The organism is Vibrio jasicida CAIM 1864 = LMG 25398, assembly GCF_000400365.1.
In the GTDB taxonomy this organism is placed as follows: domain Bacteria; phylum Pseudomonadota; class Gammaproteobacteria; order Enterobacterales; family Vibrionaceae; genus Vibrio; species Vibrio jasicida.
The window spans coordinates 95,884-113,523 of sequence record NZ_BAOG01000053.1; the positions used below are offsets into that span (position 1 = coordinate 95,884).

Consider the following 17,640-nt stretch of genomic DNA (forward strand, 5'->3'; position numbering starts at 1 on the left):
TGTTGTGCGTATAGTTTCACTCGTGAGAATCGCCCACATTCGAAAAAGCTATGACGTAACAGCTTGCCGGACATGTTTTACTGCTAAAGTTTCCTTATGAGTTAGTAAAATGATATAAATCCAACTAATGAACAGTGTTCAATTGTTTGGGTTTTTAGTGTAAGTTGTTGTATTTAAACGGTTAGGTTGAGGCTAACATTGGTCTGACATTGATTTGTTTTTATCTTTTTTGATGTTTTTAGTGTAATGAACAGTGTTGTTTTCCAATAAACTGCGATGATGGTTAAATCTAAAAACAATTCATGACGAGGTATTTCTTTCGCTGTCACGCTGTGAAATCGAATTAGGGTGATTTCATATCGGAGTTTGTTTAAACTAACTGAAACAAATCTTCGAACGCACTACCTAGCCATTTGGTTGGGTGGGCTTTTTTTGTCCAAAGACACCTTTGGCCTTGAGGTTATATAATGGAAAAAGTTCCAATGACAATGCGTGGCGAACAATTGCTACGCACAGAACTCGATCGTCTACTAAAGCTTCGCCCACAGATTTCAGAAGCAATCGCAGAAGCACGCGAACTTGGTGACTTGAAGGAAAATGCAGAATACCACGCGGCTCGAGAAGAGCAGGGTATCTGTGAAGCACAAATCCGTGACATCGAATACAAACTGTCTGTGGCTCAGGTTATCGACGTAACCAAGATGGACAACACAGGCAAAGTGATTTTTGGTTCAACAGTGACTTTGATCGATTGCGATACAGAAGAAGAAAAAACTTACCAAATTGTTGGTGATGACGAAGCTGATATTAAATCGGGTCGAATCTCTGTTAGTTCTCCAATTGCTCGTGGTTTGATTGGTAAGATGGAAGGCGACGAAGTCGTTATTCAAACCCCAGGTGGTGCGAAAGACTTCGAAATCGATAGCGTAGAATACGTGTAATCACTCGATATGTCTTATCGTTAGATGCAAAAAAGGTCGCCATTGGCGACCTTTTCTTCTTCCATAGGGTAAGTTGAGATTACTTACGAGGAATTTCGATTTTACGCTCTTCAGATTGGCGGTATAGCACAAGTACTTTACCAATAGTCTGAACTTTTTCAGCGCCCGTCTCACGTACGATAGCGTCGATGATTAGCTGTTTTGTCTCACGGTCTTCTGATGCAACTTTCACTTTGATCAGTTCGTGATGGTTTAGAGCGATTTCAATTTCTGCTAGCACGGCTTCTGTAAGTCCATTTGCGCCCATTAGCACAACAGGTTTTAAACTGTGAGCCAGGCCTTTAAGGTGCTGCTTTTGTTTGGTGCTTAGGTTCATTACGCGGCCAATTTTCTTTAAAATAAGGGTTGAAAAAAGCTATTTTAACGCCATCTATTGCTGAAGACTATAATTTATTGAGCAATAGGTTGAGCCTATTAGAACAATAGCTCCTATTTACGCCTTGTTGGGATTAAAATGAGTAAACAAAAACATTCGGCTAGTTCTGGTCGTTGGTTGAAAGAACACTTTGATGATAAATACGCTAACGAAGCTCGTAAAAAAGGCTATCGTTCTCGTGCTTACTTCAAAATTGATGAGATCCAAACGAAAGATAAATTGTTGAAACCTGGTATGACTGTCGTCGATTTAGGCGCGGCTCCGGGGGGCTGGTCTCAATATGCTGCTAAGATATTAGGTGACGAAGGACAAATCATTGCGTGTGACTTATTACCAATGGATCCAATCGCTGGTGTAAGCTTCTTACAAGGTGACTTTCGTGACGATGCGGTATTAGAAGCGTTGTTGGAAAGAATCCAACCTTCGATGGTAGACGTAGTAATGTCTGATATGGCGCCTAATATTGCAGGCAACAACTCAGTAGATCAGCCGCGAGCTATGTATTTAGTTGAATTGGCTTTAGATATGTGTCGACAAGTTCTAGCACCTAATGGTAGCTTTGTCGTAAAGGTTTTCCAGGGTGAAGGCTTCGACGAGTACGTTAAAGAAGTCCGAAACATGTTTAAAGCCGTAAAAATCAGAAAACCAGACTCATCGCGAGCTCGCTCACGAGAAGTCTTCGTTGTAGCCACTGGTTACAAAGGTTAACTATTTCGCTCGTTTAGAGCATGGTTAACACTATAGCTACAGCTAATAAACTGTAGTACCCTACCTTTAATTACAATTAGTTATCGAGAGGCTGACACCTTGAGTGACATGGCAAAAAATTTAATTCTGTGGCTTGTTATCGCTGTCGTGTTGATGTCGGTATTCCAGAGCTTTGGCCCTGGAGAGAGCAACGGCAGAACCGTGGACTACACCACGTTTGTACAGGAAGTTGGCCAAGGCCAGATTCAAGAAGCAACTTTTAAAGACGGTGAGATTAGTTTCGTTCGTCGTGGCGGTGGTGCCAAAATGGTCACCTACATGCCAGTGTATGATCAGAAGCTTCTAGATGACCTAATCAACCAAAATGTGAAAGTACAAGGTACGCCTCCTGAAGAGCAGAGCTTACTTGGTACTATCTTTATTTCTTGGTTCCCAATGATCTTACTGATTGGTGTGTGGATTTTCTTCATGCGTCAAATGCAAGGCGGCGGCGGTAAAGGCGCAATGTCCTTCGGTAAGAGTAAAGCTCGTATGATGAGCGAAGAACAAATCAAGACAACTTTTGCTGATGTCGCAGGCTGTGATGAAGCAAAAGAAGATGTTAAAGAACTGGTGGACTATCTGCGTGACCCAAGCCGTTTCCAGAAGTTGGGCGGTAAGATTCCAACGGGTGTTCTAATGGTTGGTCCTCCGGGTACTGGTAAAACGCTATTAGCGAAAGCCATTGCAGGTGAGGCAAAAGTACCATTCTTTACTATCTCAGGTTCTGACTTCGTAGAAATGTTTGTTGGTGTTGGTGCATCTCGTGTGCGTGACATGTTCGAACAAGCAAAGAAAGCCGCACCTTGTATCATCTTTATTGATGAAATCGATGCGGTAGGTCGTCAGCGTGGTGCTGGTGTTGGTGGTGGTCACGATGAACGTGAGCAAACACTTAACCAAATGCTAGTAGAAATGGATGGTTTCGAAGGTAACGAAGGTATCATCGTTATCGCTGCGACTAACCGTCCAGATGTATTGGACCCAGCGTTGCTACGTCCAGGCCGTTTTGACCGTCAAGTTGTGGTTGGTCTACCTGATGTACGTGGTCGTGAACAGATCCTTAAAGTACACATGCGTAAAGTACCTCTTGCTGGCGATGTAGAGCCTTCTCTCATTGCACGTGGTACGCCTGGTTTCTCTGGTGCTGATCTTGCTAACTTGGTCAACGAAGCTGCACTGTTTGCTGCTCGTGGCAACAAACGCAATGTATCTATGGTTGAGTTTGAACTAGCAAAAGACAAAATCATGATGGGTGCAGAGCGCCGTTCAATGGTGATGTCTGAAGAGACGAAAGAGTCTACGGCTTACCACGAAGCTGGTCACGCTATTGTTGGTCGTCTCGTGCCTGAACATGATCCAGTGTATAAAGTATCTATCATTCCACGCGGACGTGCGCTTGGTGTGACAATGTACTTACCAGAGCAAGACCGCGTAAGCATGAACCGTCAACATCTTGAGTCGATGATTTCTAGTTTGTATGGTGGTCGACTGGCTGAAGAGCTTATTTACGGCAAAGAGAAAGTATCAACTGGTGCATCCAACGATATTGAACGTGCAACAGATATTGCTCGTAAGATGGTGACACAGTGGGGCTTCTCTGAAAAATTAGGTCCGCTTCTTTATGCAGAAGACGAAGGTGAAGTATTCCTTGGCCGTAGTGTGACGCAGACTAAACACATGTCTGATGATACAGCGAAGCTTATCGATGACGAAGTCCGTAAGATCATCGACCGCAACTACGATCGTGCGAAGCAAATTTTGGAAGATAACATGGACATCATGCATGCGATGAAAGACGCGCTAATGAAGTATGAAACCATTGATGCTGGCCAAATTGACGACCTGATGGAACGTAAAGAAGATATTCGTGAGCCTGCTGGTTGGGGGGATAAACCTACTAATAAACCAGAAGACGACGATAAGCCTCAAGCGAAGCCTGAAGTAAAAGCGGAAGAGAAGTCTGTTGAGCCTACTAAACCAGTAGAGCAATCAACGACTCAAGAAGCGACTTCAAGCGAAGTGCCAGAAAAGAAAGACTCTGAATAAAGAGTAGTCTTTGATAATAAACCCCGAGTTAAGCTCGGGGTTTTTGTTTATGTTGTAATTATTAAAGCTATGATCATTAAAGCAAATAATAAATCCCTCAACCTATCCCATCCTCACGTGATGGCGATTCTCAATGTCACGCCGGATTCATTCTCTGATGGTGGCAAGTTTAATAATCTTGATTCTGCTTTGATCCAAGCTGAGAAAATGATTAAGGCTGGAGTGAGCATTATTGACATCGGTGGCGAATCAACACGTCCCGGAGCGCCAGACGTTACATTAGAAGAAGAGTTGCAACGTGTTATTCCTGTGATCAAAGCTATCCGTGAAAAGCACGATGTTTGGATTTCTGTTGATACCAGTAAAGCTGAAGTGATGCGTCAAGCGATTGAGGCTGGTGCAGATCTCATTAATGATGTTCGCGCCCTTCAAGAGCCGGGAGCGTTAGAGGTGGCTGCTGCATCAAACTTACCAATCTGTTTGATGCACATGAAAGGGCAACCTCGAACCATGCAAGCCAACCCTCACTATGATGATTTGATGAGTGATGTGGCTGAATTTCTGCATGAACGTATTACCACGTGCGAATCGGTAGGGATCGAAAAGTCACAACTTATTCTTGATCCTGGTTTTGGTTTTGGCAAAACCATAGAACACAATTATCATATGCTTGCTCATCTCGACAAGTTTCATGAGTTTGGTTTACCTATATTGGCTGGGATTTCGCGTAAGTCCATGATTTTTAAATTATTGGATAAGCCAGCGAGCGAGTGTGCTAACGCAAGCGTTGTCTGTGCGACTTTGGCAGCGATGAAAGGTGCACAGATCATTCGAGTTCATGATTTTGAAGAAACCATTGAAGCAATGAAAATTGTCGAGATGACGAAAAATAATATCTAAAAGAATTAAGGAAAGTTTTATGTCTGATAAAAGACGTTACTTTGGTACCGACGGTGTGCGCGGGAAAGTAGGACAATACCCAATTACCCCTGATTTCGTACTTAAGCTTGGCTGGGCTGCTGGTCGTGTACTAGCAAAACAAGGTACTAAGAAAGTGATCATCGGTAAAGATACGCGTATTTCTGGTTATATGCTTGAATCTGCACTGGAAGCCGGCCTTGCTGCTGCGGGGTTAAAAGCGACCTTTACTGGTCCGATGCCAACACCGGCGGTGGCATACCTAACGCAAACCTTCCGCGCGGAAGCGGGGATTGTTATTTCTGCTTCACACAACCCTTATTACGACAACGGTATCAAGTTCTTCTCGTCTGAAGGTACTAAATTACCAGATGATATCGAGCTTGCTATTGAAGCTGAGTTAGATAAAGACATCGAGTGTGTCGAGTCTGCTGAGCTAGGTAAAGCGACACGTCTAAATGATGCTGCTGGTCGTTACATTGAATTTTGTAAGAGCACATTCCCATCGGAGCTTAGCCTAGCAAGTCTTAAGATTGTCGTTGACTGTGCACACGGTGCGACTTACCACATCGCTCCTAACGTATTTAAAGAGTTAGGTGCAGAAGTGATCGCAATGGGTGTAGAGCCAAACGGCACTAACATCAACGCTGAAGTTGGCGCGACTGACGTTCGTGCTTTACAAAAGCGCGTTGTAGAAGAGCAAGCTCATCTCGGCTTGGCGTTCGATGGTGACGGTGACCGTATTATCATGGTTGACCATCTAGGCAACAAGATTGACGGTGACCAAATCGCTTACATCATCGCACGTGATGCTCTGCGTCGTGGTGAGCTAAAAGGTGGTGTCGTTGGTACGCTAATGACAAACCTAGGCATGGAAAATGGTTTGAAACAATTAGGCATTCCATTTGTGCGTGCAGCAGTGGGTGACCGTTATGTCATGGAACAGCTACTTGCTAAAGGCTGGAAAATTGGCGCGGAAAATTCAGGTCACGTTATCTTGCTAGACAAAGTAACTACGGGTGATGCTATCGTGGCTGCACTGCAAGTGATTGCGTCTGTAGTTGGCAGTGATATGTCGTTGCACGATTTGTCGCAAGGTATGACACTTTACCCTCAAGTGCTTGAGAATGTTCGTTTTGCTGGTGATAACAATCCACTTGAAGAGCAAGCCGTACTAGACTCTGTAGCGGCGGTTGAAGCGGAGTTAGGCGATAAGGGCCGTGTGTTGCTTCGTAAGTCAGGCACCGAGCCATTGATCCGTGTTATGGTGGAAGGTGAGGATGCAGATCTTGTTCAAAGCTCTGCGCTTAAGATTGCGGAAGCTGTAAAAGCGAGTTGTTAATCATTGCTTTAATGCCTTTTGCGAGAGAAAAGGGCAACTTTTGCCCTTTTTTTGAGCGCTTAATGCGTTGGTGCTGATTTTTTGCTAATTTTCCCTTGTCAGCGTTACTGGCTTTCGCTAGTATTGCTCCGCCTCCCGTTAGGAGGTCGCTAGCCTTGTTCTAAAATGAAAGTATTATTTTTGAACGGCGCTGGCTCAACAATTTGGAACATAGGTGGAAAAAATGTTTTCAGTTCTACTTGTGATTTACCTGTTGGCGGCGCTTGGTGTGATTGGCCTTGTGTTGATTCAACAAGGTAAAGGCGCAGATATGGGAGCCTCGTTCGGTGCAGGTGCTTCAAACACAGTGTTTGGCGCAAGCGGCTCAGGTAATTTCTTAACCCGAACAACTGCTATTTTAGCAACCGTATTTTTTATCATTAGCTTGCTACTTGGTCGTATGTCTACGCACAAGACTGAGTCACAATGGGTAGACCCAACGTTAGGTCAACCAGTTGTAGAACAAGTTAAAGATGCAGCGAGTGAAGTTCCAGCACCTACTGGTGATGAGATTCCTCAATAAGCTGTAAAAGTTTATGAGCCGAGATGGTGAAATTGGTAGACACGCTAGCATGAGGTGCTAGTGCCTTTGGTGTGAGGGTTCGAGTCCCTCTCTCGGCACCATGAATTTACAAACTTGTAAATCACTTGTTTGAGGGTATAATGCTCAGCAAGTCGGACGCGGGGTGGAGCAGCTTGGTAGCTCGTCGGGCTCATAACCCGAAGGTCGTCGGTTCAAATCCGGCCCCCGCAACCAATCTCTTCTTTCATTGGAAAGAATGATGCGATTGGCAAGTTTGCACAGTGCTAACCACACTGTGAGTTAAGAAAAGCATTTTTGGCTATTCTTAACGTATCAGGGTCCAGCAGCATAAAACCCCGACTTTCGGGGTTTTTTGTTATCTGAGTTTTTATAATCTCTCAGATACTGCTTGGTTTTTTGATTGGGCTCTGAGCCCTTTTTTTGTTTCTGGAGTGGTTAAAATGACTGGTTTAGAAAGACAACTTACTGAAATGCTTGAAGCTCCAGTAGAGGCATCAGGCTACGAGTTGGTTGGATTAGAATTTATTCGTGCGGGTGCGCACTCAACGTTACGTATTTACATCGACCATGAAAATGGCATCAATGTAGATGCCTGTGCAGAAGTTAGCCATCAGGTAAGTGCAGTATTAGACGTTGAAGATCCAATTTCTGTTGCTTACAGCCTAGAAGTTTCTTCTCCAGGCTTAGAAAGACCACTTTTCAAAGCAGCACATTACGAGCAATTTATTGGTCACGAGGTCAGCATCGTATTGAAAATGGCTGTTGCCAACCGCCGCAAGTGGGCAGGTACTATCCACAGCGTTGATGGTGAGACAATAGCGGTTACTGTTGAAGGGCAACAAGAAGAGTTTGCTCTAAGTAACATTTCAAAAGCTAACCTGATCCCTAAATTTTAGTTCCCTAAAAAAGTTTAAGCTTAGAGGCTAAATACAATGAGTAAAGAAATTTTAGCGGTAGCAGAAGCGGTATCGAATGAAAAAGCGGTACCTCGTGAGCGTATCTTTGAAGCTCTTGAGATTGCTCTAGCAACTTCTACTAAGAAAAAGTACGAGATCGAAATCGACGTACGTGTTGCTATTGACCGTAAAACGGGCGAATTCGAAACATTTCGTCGTTGGTTGATCGTAGAAGATGTTGAAAATCCAACAAAAGAAATCTCACTAGAAGCTGCACAGTATGAAGATCCAGAACTTCAACTAGGCGACTTTGTTGAAGATGATATCCCTTCAGTTACTTTTGACCGTATTACGACACAAACGGCTAAGCAAGTTATCGTACAGAAAGTACGTGAAGCTGAGCGTGCACAAATCGTTGAACAGTTCATTGACAACGAAGGTGACCTTATCACTGGCGTTGTTAAGAAAGTAAACCGTGAAACTGTCGTAATGGACCTTGGTAACAACGCTGAAGCGGTAATCCTACGTGATGACCAACTTCCTCGTGAAAACTTCCGTCCAGGTGACCGTGTTCGTGGTCTTCTGTACAAAGTAGCTCCAGAAGCTCGTGGTTTCCAACTGTTCATCACGCGTTCTAAGCCTGAAATGCTGGCAGAACTATTCCGTGTTGAAGTGCCTGAGATCGCTGAAGAGATCATCGAGCTTAAAGGTGCGGCACGTGATCCTGGTTCTCGCGCTAAGATCGCGGTTAAAACAAACGATAAACGCATTGACCCAGTGGGCGCTTGTGTTGGTATGCGTGGTGCACGTGTACAAGCAGTATCTGGCGAACTTGGTGGTGAGCGTATCGATATCGTTCTTTGGGATGATAACCCAGCACAGTTTGTTATCAATGCAATGGCGCCAGCTGACGTAGCATCAATCATTGTTGATGAAGATGCACACTCAATGGACATCGCAGTTGAAGCAGATAACCTAGCTCAAGCTATCGGTCGTGCAGGTCAGAACGTTCGTCTAGCGTCTCAACTAACTGGTTGGGAACTGAATGTAATGACTGTTGCAGATCTTCAGAAAAAACACGCTGAAGAATCTCAAGCATCAATCGAGAACTTCATGAAGTATCTAGACATTGAAGAAGACTTCGCTCAACTGCTTGTTGAAGAAGGTTTCTCAACGCTAGAAGAAATCGCATACGTACCAGTTAACGAACTGCTTGACGTAGACGGTCTTAACGAAGAACTTGTTGAAGAACTACGTAGCCGTGCTAAAGACGCACTAACCACTATCGCACTAGCACAAGAAGAGTCATTTGAAGGTCTTGAGCCGGCTGAAGACCTACTAGGTCTTGAAGGTCTAGAGCGTGAAATGGCGTTCAAACTAGCAGCGAAAGGTGTTGCAACACTAGAAGATCTAGCCGACCAAGGTATCGACGATTTAGAAGGTATTGAAGGCCTGACAGAAGAACGCGCAGGTGAGCTTATCATGGCTGCACGTAACATCTGTTGGTTCGGCGAAGAAGCATAATATCAGCAAGGAGGAAGCGGCATGACACAATTAACAGTTAAAGCTCTGAGTGAAGAGATTGGTACTCCAGTCGACCGCTTAATGGAACAACTTGCTGACGCTGGCATGAACAAAGCGAGTTCTGACCATGTATCGGATGAAGAGAAGCAAAAGCTTCTCTCTCACCTGAAGAAAGAGCACGGCGATACGTCGGGCGAATCTGAACCTACTAGACTGACGCTTCAGCGTAAGACTCGCAGCACACTAAGTGTTGCAGCAGGTGGCGGCAAAAGTAAGGATGTTCAAGTAGAAGTGCGTAAGAAGCGCACGTATGTGAAGCGCAGCACTATCGAAGACGATGCAAAACGTGAGGCTGAGGAAGCAGCAAAGCGTGAAGCTGAAGAGCTTGCGAAGCGTGAGGCAGAAGAACAAGCCAAACGTGAAGCTGCAGAGAAAGCACAGCGCGAAGCCGAAGAGAAAGTGAAACGTGAAGCGGATGCAAAACGTGACGCTGAAGAAAAGGCAAAACGCGCACAAGCTGAAAAGGCTAAGAAAGACATGAATGCAAAAAATGCGGATGTTAATACGCAAGCGAAGAAAGAAGCTGACGAGCTAAAGCGTCGTCAGGAAGAAGAAGCCCAACGTAAAGCTGAGCAAGAAGCAGCTAAGCTTGTTGAAGAAGCTCGTAAACTTGCAGAAGAAAACGAAGCTCGTTGGTCTGAAGAAGAGTCTAAGAAGAAAGAACTTGAAAACTCTGACTACCACGTAACCACTTCTACGTACGCTCGTGAAGCTGAAGATGCAGCTGACCGTAAAGAAGAAGGCGGTGCTCGTCGTAAGAAGAAGAAACCAGCTAGAGAAGAGCAGTCACGTGGTGGTCGTAACCAACGTGGTGGTAAGGGCCGTAACAAAGGCAAACTTGCTAAGCCAACTTCAATGCAACACGGTTTCGATAAGTCTGCTACTGTAGCAAAACAAGACGTAGTAATTGGCGAAACAATCGTTCTTTCTGAACTTGCTAACAAGATGTCGGTTAAAGCGACAGAAGTTATCAAAGTGATGATGAAGATGGGCGCTATGGCGACTATCAACCAAGTGATCGACCAAGAAACAGCACAACTTGTTGCTGAAGAAATGGGTCACAAGGTCGTTCTTCGTAAAGAGAACGAACTGGAAGAAGCAGTACTATCTGATCGCGACACTAACGCAGAAGCAGTACCTCGCGCTCCAGTTGTAACTATCATGGGTCACGTTGACCACGGTAAAACGTCAACACTTGACTACATCCGTCGTACACACGTTGCTTCAGGCGAAGCGGGTGGTATCACACAGCACATCGGTGCTTACCACGTTGAAACTGACAACGGTATGATCACGTTCCTTGATACTCCTGGACACGCAGCGTTTACTGCAATGCGTGCTCGTGGTGCTCAAGCGACAGATATCGTTGTTCTTGTTGTAGCAGCAGACGATGGCGTAATGCCACAAACAGTTGAAGCGATTCAGCACGCGAAAGCGGCTGGTGTTCCTCTGATTGTTGCTGTGAACAAGATCGATAAAGAAGACGCGAACCCAGATAACGTTAAGAATGAGCTAGCTCAATACGACGTAATCCCTGAGGAGTGGGGCGGTGAGAACATGTTTGTTCACATCTCTGCTAAACAGGGTACAAATATCGATGGTCTTCTAGAAGCTATCCTTCTTCAGTCTGAAGTTCTTGAACTTACGGCTGTAGCTGAAGGCATGGCGTCTGGTGTTGTTGTTGAATCTCGCCTAGATAAAGGTCGTGGTCCAGTTGCAACCGTACTTGTTCAATCAGGTACGCTAAACAAAGGCGATATCGTTCTTTGTGGCCAAGAATACGGTCGTGTTCGTGCAATGCGTGACGAACTAGGTCAAGAAATCACTCAAGCTGGTCCATCTATCCCTGTAGAGATCCTAGGTCTTTCAGGCGTACCATCTTCAGGTGATGAAGCAACAGTAGTACGTGACGAGCGTAAAGCACGTGAAGTAGCAAACTACCGTGCTGGTAAGTTCCGTGAAGTGAAACTTGCTCGTCAGCAGAAATCTAAACTAGAGAACATGTTCTCTAACATGACTGCTGGTGAAGTTGCTGAACTAAACGTAGTACTAAAAGCAGACGTACAAGGTTCTGTAGAAGCGATTGCAGACTCACTACTGAAACTGTCTACTGACGAAGTGAAAGTGAACATCGTTGGTTCTGGTGTTGGTGGTATTACTGAAACTGATGCAGTACTTGCAGAAGCTTCTAACGCAATCATCCTTGGCTTTAACGTTCGTGCTGATGCTTCTGCTCGTCGTGCGATTGAAGCAGCAAGCGTTGATCTACGTTACTACTCAATCATTTACCAATTGATTGACGAAGTTAAACAAGCAATGGGCGGTATGCTTGCTCCAGAATTCAAGCAAGAAATCATTGGTCTTGCTGAAGTACGTGACGTATTTAAGTCACCGAAACTGGGTGCAATCGCTGGTTGTATGGTTACTGAAGGTCTGATTAAGCGTAACAACCCAATCCGCGTTCTACGCGACAACGTTGTTATCTACGAAGGTGAGCTAGAATCACTTCGTCGCTTTAAAGATGACGTTCAAGAAGTTAAGAATGGCTACGAGTGTGGTATCGGCGTTAAGAACTACAACGACGTTCGCGTTGGCGACCAGATCGAAGTATTCGAAATCGTTGAAATCAAACGTACTCTAGACTAATTGACTAAAATTACTAAACGTCTGAAAGACAAATAGTAATTGGTTGTTGAATACACCATGGGGGGCTGGCTTGACCATCCCCCCATTCTTTCTATTTAAGAGAATGAATATGTCAAAAGAATTTAGCCGCACGCAGCGCGTATCACAGCAGCTGCAAAAAGAACTTGCGATGATTCTTCAACGTGAAGTTCGTGACTCTCGCCTAGGCATGGTTACGATTTCTGATGTAGAAGTATCACGCGATCTTGCTTACGCAAAAGTATTCGTTACTTTCCTATGTGTGGGTGAGCAAACGCCAGAATCATGCCTAGCAGCACTACGTGAGCACGAAGTGCACATTCGCATGATGCTTGGTAAGCGTATTCGCCTACGTCTAACGCCTGAAATCCGTTTCTACTACGACAACACACTAGTAGAAGGTATGCGTATGTCGAACCTAGTGTCTGAAGTTGTGAGCGAAGATAAACGTAAACAGCAAGATTCAGGTCGCGAAGAAGATCAGGCAGGGGAAGAGTAATGGCTCGTCGTCGTAAAGGTCGTCCAATTAATGGCGTTATCTTGTTGGACAAACCAACAGGTATTTCTTCAAATGATGCACTGCAAAAAGTAAAACGTATTTTCTTTGCTGAAAAAGCAGGTCATACGGGTGCATTGGACCCACTAGCGACGGGCATGTTGCCAATCTGCTTAGGCGAAGCAACTAAGTTCTCTCAGTTCTTGTTGGATTCAGACAAGCGCTACCGCGTAATCGCAAAGTTGGGTGAGCGTACTGATACGTCTGACTCTGATGGCGAAGTGGTAGAGACGCGTCCAGTTGACGTGAACCTTGAGAAGTTAGAAGCGTGCATCGACACGTTCCGTGGTGAATCAGACCAAGTACCTTCAATGTTCTCTGCATTGAAGTACCAAGGTAAACCATTGTATGAGTACGCGCGTAAAGGTATCGAAGTACCACGTGAGTCTCGTAAGATCATGGTATACGAAATTGTGCTTCACCGTTTTGAAGGCGATGAAGTTGAGATGGAAGTACATTGTTCTAAAGGCACGTACATCCGTACTATCGTTGATGATCTTGGTGAAATGCTTGGTTGTGGTGCGCACGTGACGATGCTGCGTCGTACGGGTGTTGCTAAGTACCCATATGAGAAAATGGTGACGTTAGAGCACTTAAACGAACTTCTGGAGCAAGCTCATCGCGATGAAGTTGCGCCAAAAGAGCTGCTTGATCCGTTATTGCTACCAATGGATACTGCGGTTGAAGATTTACCAGAAGTAAACCTCAATGCAGAGCTTACCAATCTTGTTCAGCATGGTATGCCTGTACAGGTGTTCGGCGCACCTGCTGGTACGCCACTTCGCATGACTTCAGGTGAAGAGAAACTTTTCATCGGAGTCGCTGAACTAAACGATGACGGAAAAGTGGCACCAAAGCGTTTAGTGGTTTTCCGTGACGAAGCATAAGCTCACCAATGAATTGAAAATACCGGCGAAATCGCCGGTATTTTTGTATTGCGCGGATAAGGAAACTTCCCTATAATTCGCGCTTCGCGTAGCGGCTGAATCAGAGATTGGCTGCTACAACTTTAAACTTACTCTTATTAGGAGAGAATTATGTCTCTGAATGCAGAAACTAAAGCAGCAATCGTTGCAGAATACGCACAAGGCGAAGGCGACACTGGTTCACCAGAAGTTCAAGTAGCTCTACTTACAGCTTCTATCAACCACCTACAAGGTCACTTCAAAGCACACAAAGGCGATCACCACAGCCGTCGTGGTCTTCTACGTATGGTTTCTCGTCGTCGTAAGCTTCTAGATTACCTAAAAGGTAAAAATCTAGCTCGCTACCAAGACCTAATCAAGCGTCTAGGCCTACGTCGCTAATAAGCGACTGCATAGCAGTTTGTCTAAAAGGGGCTTTATGCCCCTTTTTTGTTGCCCGTTACTTATTTTGGCTGCTATAACTTAGCCAAATCAAACTTATGCCGTTATACTACACGCGGCTAAATCTCGTTTTGAGATTTTCACTAAGCTCATCGTATTACAGTCAACCAAGTCGACCAAAAGGTCGCGACTATTAAAAGTGTACTTCAGTCTGACTCAGTCCATTTTTACTAGTCGCGATTCGTAATACCTTGAGTGTCAATTAACACACTCTGAGGCGCCTTTATTCGTAAAGAACGCTCGGAAACAAGGAATAACAATGTTCGAAAAACCAGTTGTTAAAACGTTCCAGTACGGTAACCACACAGTTACTCTAGAAACTGGCGTTATCGCACGTCAAGCTACGGCTGCAGTAATGGTTACAATGGACGATACAGCAGTATTCGTTTCAGTTGTAGGTAAGAAAGAAGCGGTTGCAGGCCAAGATTTCTTCCCACTAACAGTAAACTACCAAGAGCGTACTTACGCGGCAGGTAAAATCCCTGGTGGTTTCTTCAAGCGTGAAGGCCGTCCTTCTGAAGGCGAAACGCTAACAGCTCGTCTAATTGACCGCCCAATTCGTCCACTATTCCCTGATGCATTCAAAAACGAAGTTCAGGTTATCGCGACAGTAATGTCTGTAAACCCAGACGTTCAGCCAGATATCGTAACAATGATCGGTACTTCTGCTGCGCTTGCTATCTCTGGTATCCCGTTCAACGGTCCTATCGGTGCTGCGCGTGTTGGTCACGTTGATGGCCAACTTGTTCTAAACCCAAGCAACACAGAGCTAGATGCATCTAAGCTAGACCTAGTGGTTGCAGGTACAGAATCTGCGGTACTAATGGTTGAATCAGAAGCAGACAACCTAACTGAAGAAGAAATGCTAGCTGCGGTTGTTTACGGTCACGACCAACAACAAGTTGTTATCAACGCGATTAACGAATTCAAAGCTGAAGTTGCTACTCCGGCTTGGGATTGGGTTGCTCCTGAAGAGAACACTGCGCTTAACAACAAGATTGCTGAGCTAGCAGAAGCGAAACTTGTTGAAGCTTACCAAATCACAGAAAAGATGGCTCGTTACGACCGCATTCACGAAATCGCGGCAGAAGTAAACGAAGTGCTACTTGCTGAAGATCCAGAAGCGAACACTAAAGAAATCCACACTATCTTCCACGATCTAGAGAAGACAGTTGTACGTCGTAGCATCATCGCTGGTAACCCACGTATCGATGGTCGTGAGAAAGACATGGTTCGTGCGCTAGACGTACGTACTGGCGTTCTTCCACGTACCCACGGTAGCGCGCTATTCACTCGTGGTGAAACTCAGGCGATCGTTACAGCGACTCTAGGTACACAACGTGACGCTCAAATCATTGATGAGCTAACTGGTGAGCGTAAAGATCACTTCCTACTACACTACAACTTCCCTCCATACTGTGTAGGTGAAACAGGTTTTGTAGGTTCTCCAAAGCGTCGTGAAATCGGCCACGGTAAACTGGCTAAGCGTGGTATCGCTGCAGTAATGCCATCTGTAGATGAGTTCCCATACACAGTACGTGTTGTATCAGAAATCACAGAATCTAACGGTTCTTCATCAATGGCTTCTGTATGTGGTACTTCTCTTGCTCTTATGGATGCAGGTGTGCCAATCAAGTCTTCTGTTGCGGGTATCGCAATGGGTCTTGTTAAAGAAGGTGACGATTTCGTTGTTCTTTCTGACATCCTTGGTGACGAAGACCACCTAGGCGACATGGACTTTAAAGTAGCAGGTACTCAATCTGGTATCACTGCACTTCAAATGGACATCAAGATAGAAGGTATCACCAAAGAGATCATGCAAATTGCGCTTAACCAAGCTCAAGGTGCACGTAAGCACATCCTATCTGTAATGGATGAAGCAATCTCTGGTGCTCGTGAAGACATCTCTGAATTTGCTCCTCGCATTCATACAATGAAGATCAGCTCAGAGAAGATCAAAGACGTTATCGGTAAAGGTGGTGCAGTTATCCGTGCTCTAACGGAAGAAACTGGTACAACTATCGAAATCGAAGACGACGGTACTATCAAGATTGCAGCAACTGAAGGTGCTGCAGCGAAAGAAGCTATCCGCCGTATCGAAGAGATCACTGCTGAAGTTGAAGTAGGCCGTATCTACACTGGTAAAGTAGCTCGTCTAGCAGACTTTGGTGCATTCGTTACTATCCTTCCAGGTAAAGATGGTCTAGTACATATCTCACAAATCGCTGAGAAGCGTGTTGAGAAAGTGTCTGACTACCTAGCTGAAGGTCAAGAAGTTCAAGTTAAAGTTCTTGAAATCGACCGTCAAGGCCGTGTACGTCTAAGCATGAAAGAAGCAGTAGAGAAGCCAGCAGAAGAGGCGTCTGACGCATCTGAAGCGAAAGGTGAGTAATCTTAGTTTCGACTTTTGGTCTTTTATTAGCTTAAGAGCCTGAAAGCATGCTATAAAAGGGGAGCATTTTCGCTCCCTTTTTTTTTGGTTTGTTTCGAAGTATTTACCCTCAAATGAGGTTAACTATCCTATAGTGCATAAAAGAGAAACAAACCCAGAGCGGTCCAAACAGGAGTACTAATTAGTGAAATGGTTTCAAACCGCAAGTTTATGTGTTGCTATCGCGCTGACCGGTTGTGCTAATACATCTCAACAATCATCGGAGAAATGGATCTATCCACCGATGGCAGTTCCTCTGCAGCCGAGTGTTCAACAAGAGGTTCAGATCGCGCGTCTGTCTCAGCTTTTACAACGCCCTGATCTAAGTGATGAAGTGCGCGCAAAAATGCATTACGAACGTGGTAACTACTACGACAGCGTTGGTCTTCGTGATCTTGCTCGTTTGGACTTCAACCAGTCTCTACAATTAAACCCTGCTCAACCTGATATATTTAACTTACTTGGGGTGTACTTTACCCAGGTAGGTGAATTTGATGCGGCTTATGAAGCCTTTGACTCAACGTTAGAATTAGCACCAGAAAACTCTTACGCAGAACGTAATCGAGCCATTGCGTTGTACTACGGCGGTCGAATTGATCTTGCTTTAGAGGACATGACTAAGCACTACGAAGAGATGCCTAGTGACCCATTCCGTGCATTATGGTTATACATCATAGAAGCAGAGCAAAACCCTGAGCAAGCGAAAGCGAACTTAGAGAAACGCTACCAACGTGATCGCAGCGAAGAGTGGGGATGGGTGCTTGTTGCCATTATGCTTCGTGATGTGTCAGATGATGCCGCACTTAAAGCTATTATGGATGGCACGCGTGAAAATTACCGCCTTGCGGAGCGCCTGACAGAAACCTACTTTTATTTAGGTAAGCGCTATCAACTGGAAGGGGATGTGGCTGATGCAATTGCCTTGTATAAATTGGCGATTTCTTTCAATGTGTATGAGTATGTTGAGCATCGTTACTCTTTCCTAGAGTTGGCTCAAATATACGATAGGCTACAACAAGAACAGCTGGCTAAACTCAAAGCCGAGCAACAAAAAGAAGAAGCAAAATAACAGAAGGCCGCTCACTTAGAGCGGCTTTTTTGTGCTTGAAGATTTTGAACCTCTTCA

General features: G+C 44.9%; 15 protein-coding genes and 2 tRNA genes. 16 read left to right on the top strand and 1 reads right to left on the bottom strand.

What is annotated here, in order from left to right:
• Positions 1 to 467: 467 nt before the first annotated feature.
• Positions 468 to 941: a transcription elongation factor GreA gene (gene greA, locus VJL_RS14650; RefSeq protein ID WP_038865864.1), complete on the top strand. Its 474-nt coding sequence runs from the start codon at positions 468 to 470 to the stop codon at positions 939 to 941.
• Positions 942 to 1,020: 79 nt separating this feature from the next.
• Here greA and yhbY read toward each other — a convergent pair whose 3' ends face one another.
• Positions 1,021 to 1,317 (bottom strand): ribosome assembly RNA-binding protein YhbY, encoded by a 297-nt coding sequence (gene yhbY, locus VJL_RS14655; RefSeq protein WP_005380066.1) that lies wholly within the window; start codon positions 1,315 to 1,317, stop codon positions 1,021 to 1,023.
• A gap of 138 nt (positions 1,318 to 1,455) precedes the next feature.
• On the opposite strand from yhbY, the gene rlmE reads away from it, so the two are divergent.
• The 15 genes from rlmE to nlpI all read left to right on the top strand — a co-directional run bounded on the left by rlmE (position 1,456) and on the right by nlpI (position 17,583).
• Positions 1,456 to 2,085 carry a 23S rRNA (uridine(2552)-2'-O)-methyltransferase RlmE gene (gene rlmE / locus VJL_RS14660; protein ID WP_038878958.1) on the top strand — a complete coding sequence of 210 codons (630 nt, stop codon included), beginning with the start codon at positions 1,456 to 1,458 and terminating at the stop codon, positions 2,083 to 2,085.
• A 108-nt stretch (positions 2,086 to 2,193) separates the two neighbouring features.
• Complete coding sequence (ftsH, locus tag VJL_RS14665) at positions 2,194 to 4,173, top strand: ATP-dependent zinc metalloprotease FtsH (protein WP_038865868.1); 1,980 nt, start codon at positions 2,194 to 2,196, stop codon at positions 4,171 to 4,173.
• A gap of 69 nt (positions 4,174 to 4,242) precedes the next feature.
• On the top strand, positions 4,243 to 5,073 hold the full coding sequence (folP, locus tag VJL_RS14670) for a dihydropteroate synthase (protein WP_038878960.1): 831 nt from the start codon (positions 4,243 to 4,245) through the stop codon (positions 5,071 to 5,073).
• Positions 5,074 to 5,092: 19 nt separating this feature from the next.
• Positions 5,093 to 6,433: a phosphoglucosamine mutase gene (glmM, locus tag VJL_RS14675; RefSeq protein ID WP_038878962.1), complete on the top strand. Its 1,341-nt coding sequence runs from the start codon at positions 5,093 to 5,095 to the stop codon at positions 6,431 to 6,433.
• Positions 6,434 to 6,656: 223 nt separating this feature from the next.
• The gene (gene secG / locus VJL_RS14680) at positions 6,657 to 6,995 is read left to right on the top strand and encodes a preprotein translocase subunit SecG (RefSeq protein ID WP_010649836.1); all 339 of its coding nucleotides are present in this window, start codon (positions 6,657 to 6,659) and stop codon (positions 6,993 to 6,995) included.
• A 17-nt stretch (positions 6,996 to 7,012) separates the two neighbouring features.
• A tRNA-Leu gene (locus tag VJL_RS14685) sits at positions 7,013 to 7,096 on the top strand.
• 56 nt (positions 7,097 to 7,152) lie between these two features.
• Positions 7,153 to 7,229: transfer RNA gene (locus VJL_RS14690), tRNA-Met, on the top strand.
• 227 nt (positions 7,230 to 7,456) lie between these two features.
• Positions 7,457 to 7,912, top strand: a complete 456-nt coding sequence (gene rimP / locus VJL_RS14695; protein WP_038865875.1) for a ribosome maturation factor RimP — start codon at positions 7,457 to 7,459, stop codon at positions 7,910 to 7,912.
• A gap of 36 nt (positions 7,913 to 7,948) precedes the next feature.
• Complete coding sequence (nusA, locus tag VJL_RS14700) at positions 7,949 to 9,436, top strand: transcription termination factor NusA (protein ID WP_038865878.1); 1,488 nt, start codon at positions 7,949 to 7,951, stop codon at positions 9,434 to 9,436.
• Positions 9,437 to 9,457: 21 nt separating this feature from the next.
• Positions 9,458 to 12,142, top strand: coding sequence for a translation initiation factor IF-2 (gene infB / locus VJL_RS14705; RefSeq protein WP_038865880.1), 2,685 nt, complete (start codon positions 9,458 to 9,460; stop codon positions 12,140 to 12,142).
• 109 nt (positions 12,143 to 12,251) lie between these two features.
• Positions 12,252 to 12,659 carry a 30S ribosome-binding factor RbfA gene (rbfA, locus tag VJL_RS14710; protein ID WP_005449148.1) on the top strand — a complete coding sequence of 136 codons (408 nt, stop codon included), beginning with the start codon at positions 12,252 to 12,254 and terminating at the stop codon, positions 12,657 to 12,659.
• The gene (gene truB, locus VJL_RS14715) at positions 12,659 to 13,603 is read left to right on the top strand and encodes a tRNA pseudouridine(55) synthase TruB (protein ID WP_038878964.1); all 945 of its coding nucleotides are present in this window, start codon (positions 12,659 to 12,661) and stop codon (positions 13,601 to 13,603) included. The genes rbfA and truB overlap by 1 nt, the downstream gene beginning before the upstream one ends.
• A 150-nt stretch (positions 13,604 to 13,753) precedes the next feature.
• Entirely contained in the window at positions 13,754 to 14,023 is a 270-nt protein-coding gene (gene rpsO, locus VJL_RS14720; protein ID WP_005380094.1) for a 30S ribosomal protein S15, read from the top strand.
• A gap of 319 nt (positions 14,024 to 14,342) precedes the next feature.
• On the top strand, positions 14,343 to 16,475 hold the full coding sequence (gene pnp, locus VJL_RS14725; RefSeq protein WP_038865885.1) for a polyribonucleotide nucleotidyltransferase: 2,133 nt from the start codon (positions 14,343 to 14,345) through the stop codon (positions 16,473 to 16,475).
• A 184-nt stretch (positions 16,476 to 16,659) separates the two neighbouring features.
• Positions 16,660 to 17,583: a lipoprotein NlpI gene (gene nlpI, locus VJL_RS14730; RefSeq protein ID WP_038878965.1), complete on the top strand. Its 924-nt coding sequence runs from the start codon at positions 16,660 to 16,662 to the stop codon at positions 17,581 to 17,583.
• Positions 17,584 to 17,640 lie beyond the last annotated feature (57 nt).

Coding starts and splice junctions, on each gene's coding strand:
- truB (WP_038878964.1), top strand. CDS start 12,659: ATGGCTCGTCGTCGTAAAGGTCGTCCAATTAATGGCGTTATCTTGTTG.
- greA (WP_038865864.1), top strand. CDS start 468: ATGGAAAAAGTTCCAATGACAATGCGTGGCGAACAATTGCTACGCACA.
- infB (WP_038865880.1), top strand. CDS start 9,458: ATGACACAATTAACAGTTAAAGCTCTGAGTGAAGAGATTGGTACTCCA.
- secG (WP_010649836.1), top strand. CDS start 6,657: ATGTTTTCAGTTCTACTTGTGATTTACCTGTTGGCGGCGCTTGGTGTG.
- rlmE (WP_038878958.1), top strand. CDS start 1,456: ATGAGTAAACAAAAACATTCGGCTAGTTCTGGTCGTTGGTTGAAAGAA.
- ftsH (WP_038865868.1), top strand. CDS start 2,194: ATGGCAAAAAATTTAATTCTGTGGCTTGTTATCGCTGTCGTGTTGATG.
- glmM (WP_038878962.1), top strand. CDS start 5,093: ATGTCTGATAAAAGACGTTACTTTGGTACCGACGGTGTGCGCGGGAAA.
- rpsO (WP_005380094.1), top strand. CDS start 13,754: ATGTCTCTGAATGCAGAAACTAAAGCAGCAATCGTTGCAGAATACGCA.
- folP (WP_038878960.1), top strand. CDS start 4,243: ATGATCATTAAAGCAAATAATAAATCCCTCAACCTATCCCATCCTCAC.
- yhbY (WP_005380066.1), bottom strand. CDS start 1,317: ATGAACCTAAGCACCAAACAAAAGCAGCACCTTAAAGGCCTGGCTCAC.
- rimP (WP_038865875.1), top strand. CDS start 7,457: ATGACTGGTTTAGAAAGACAACTTACTGAAATGCTTGAAGCTCCAGTA.
- rbfA (WP_005449148.1), top strand. CDS start 12,252: ATGTCAAAAGAATTTAGCCGCACGCAGCGCGTATCACAGCAGCTGCAA.
- nusA (WP_038865878.1), top strand. CDS start 7,949: ATGAGTAAAGAAATTTTAGCGGTAGCAGAAGCGGTATCGAATGAAAAA.
- pnp (WP_038865885.1), top strand. CDS start 14,343: ATGTTCGAAAAACCAGTTGTTAAAACGTTCCAGTACGGTAACCACACA.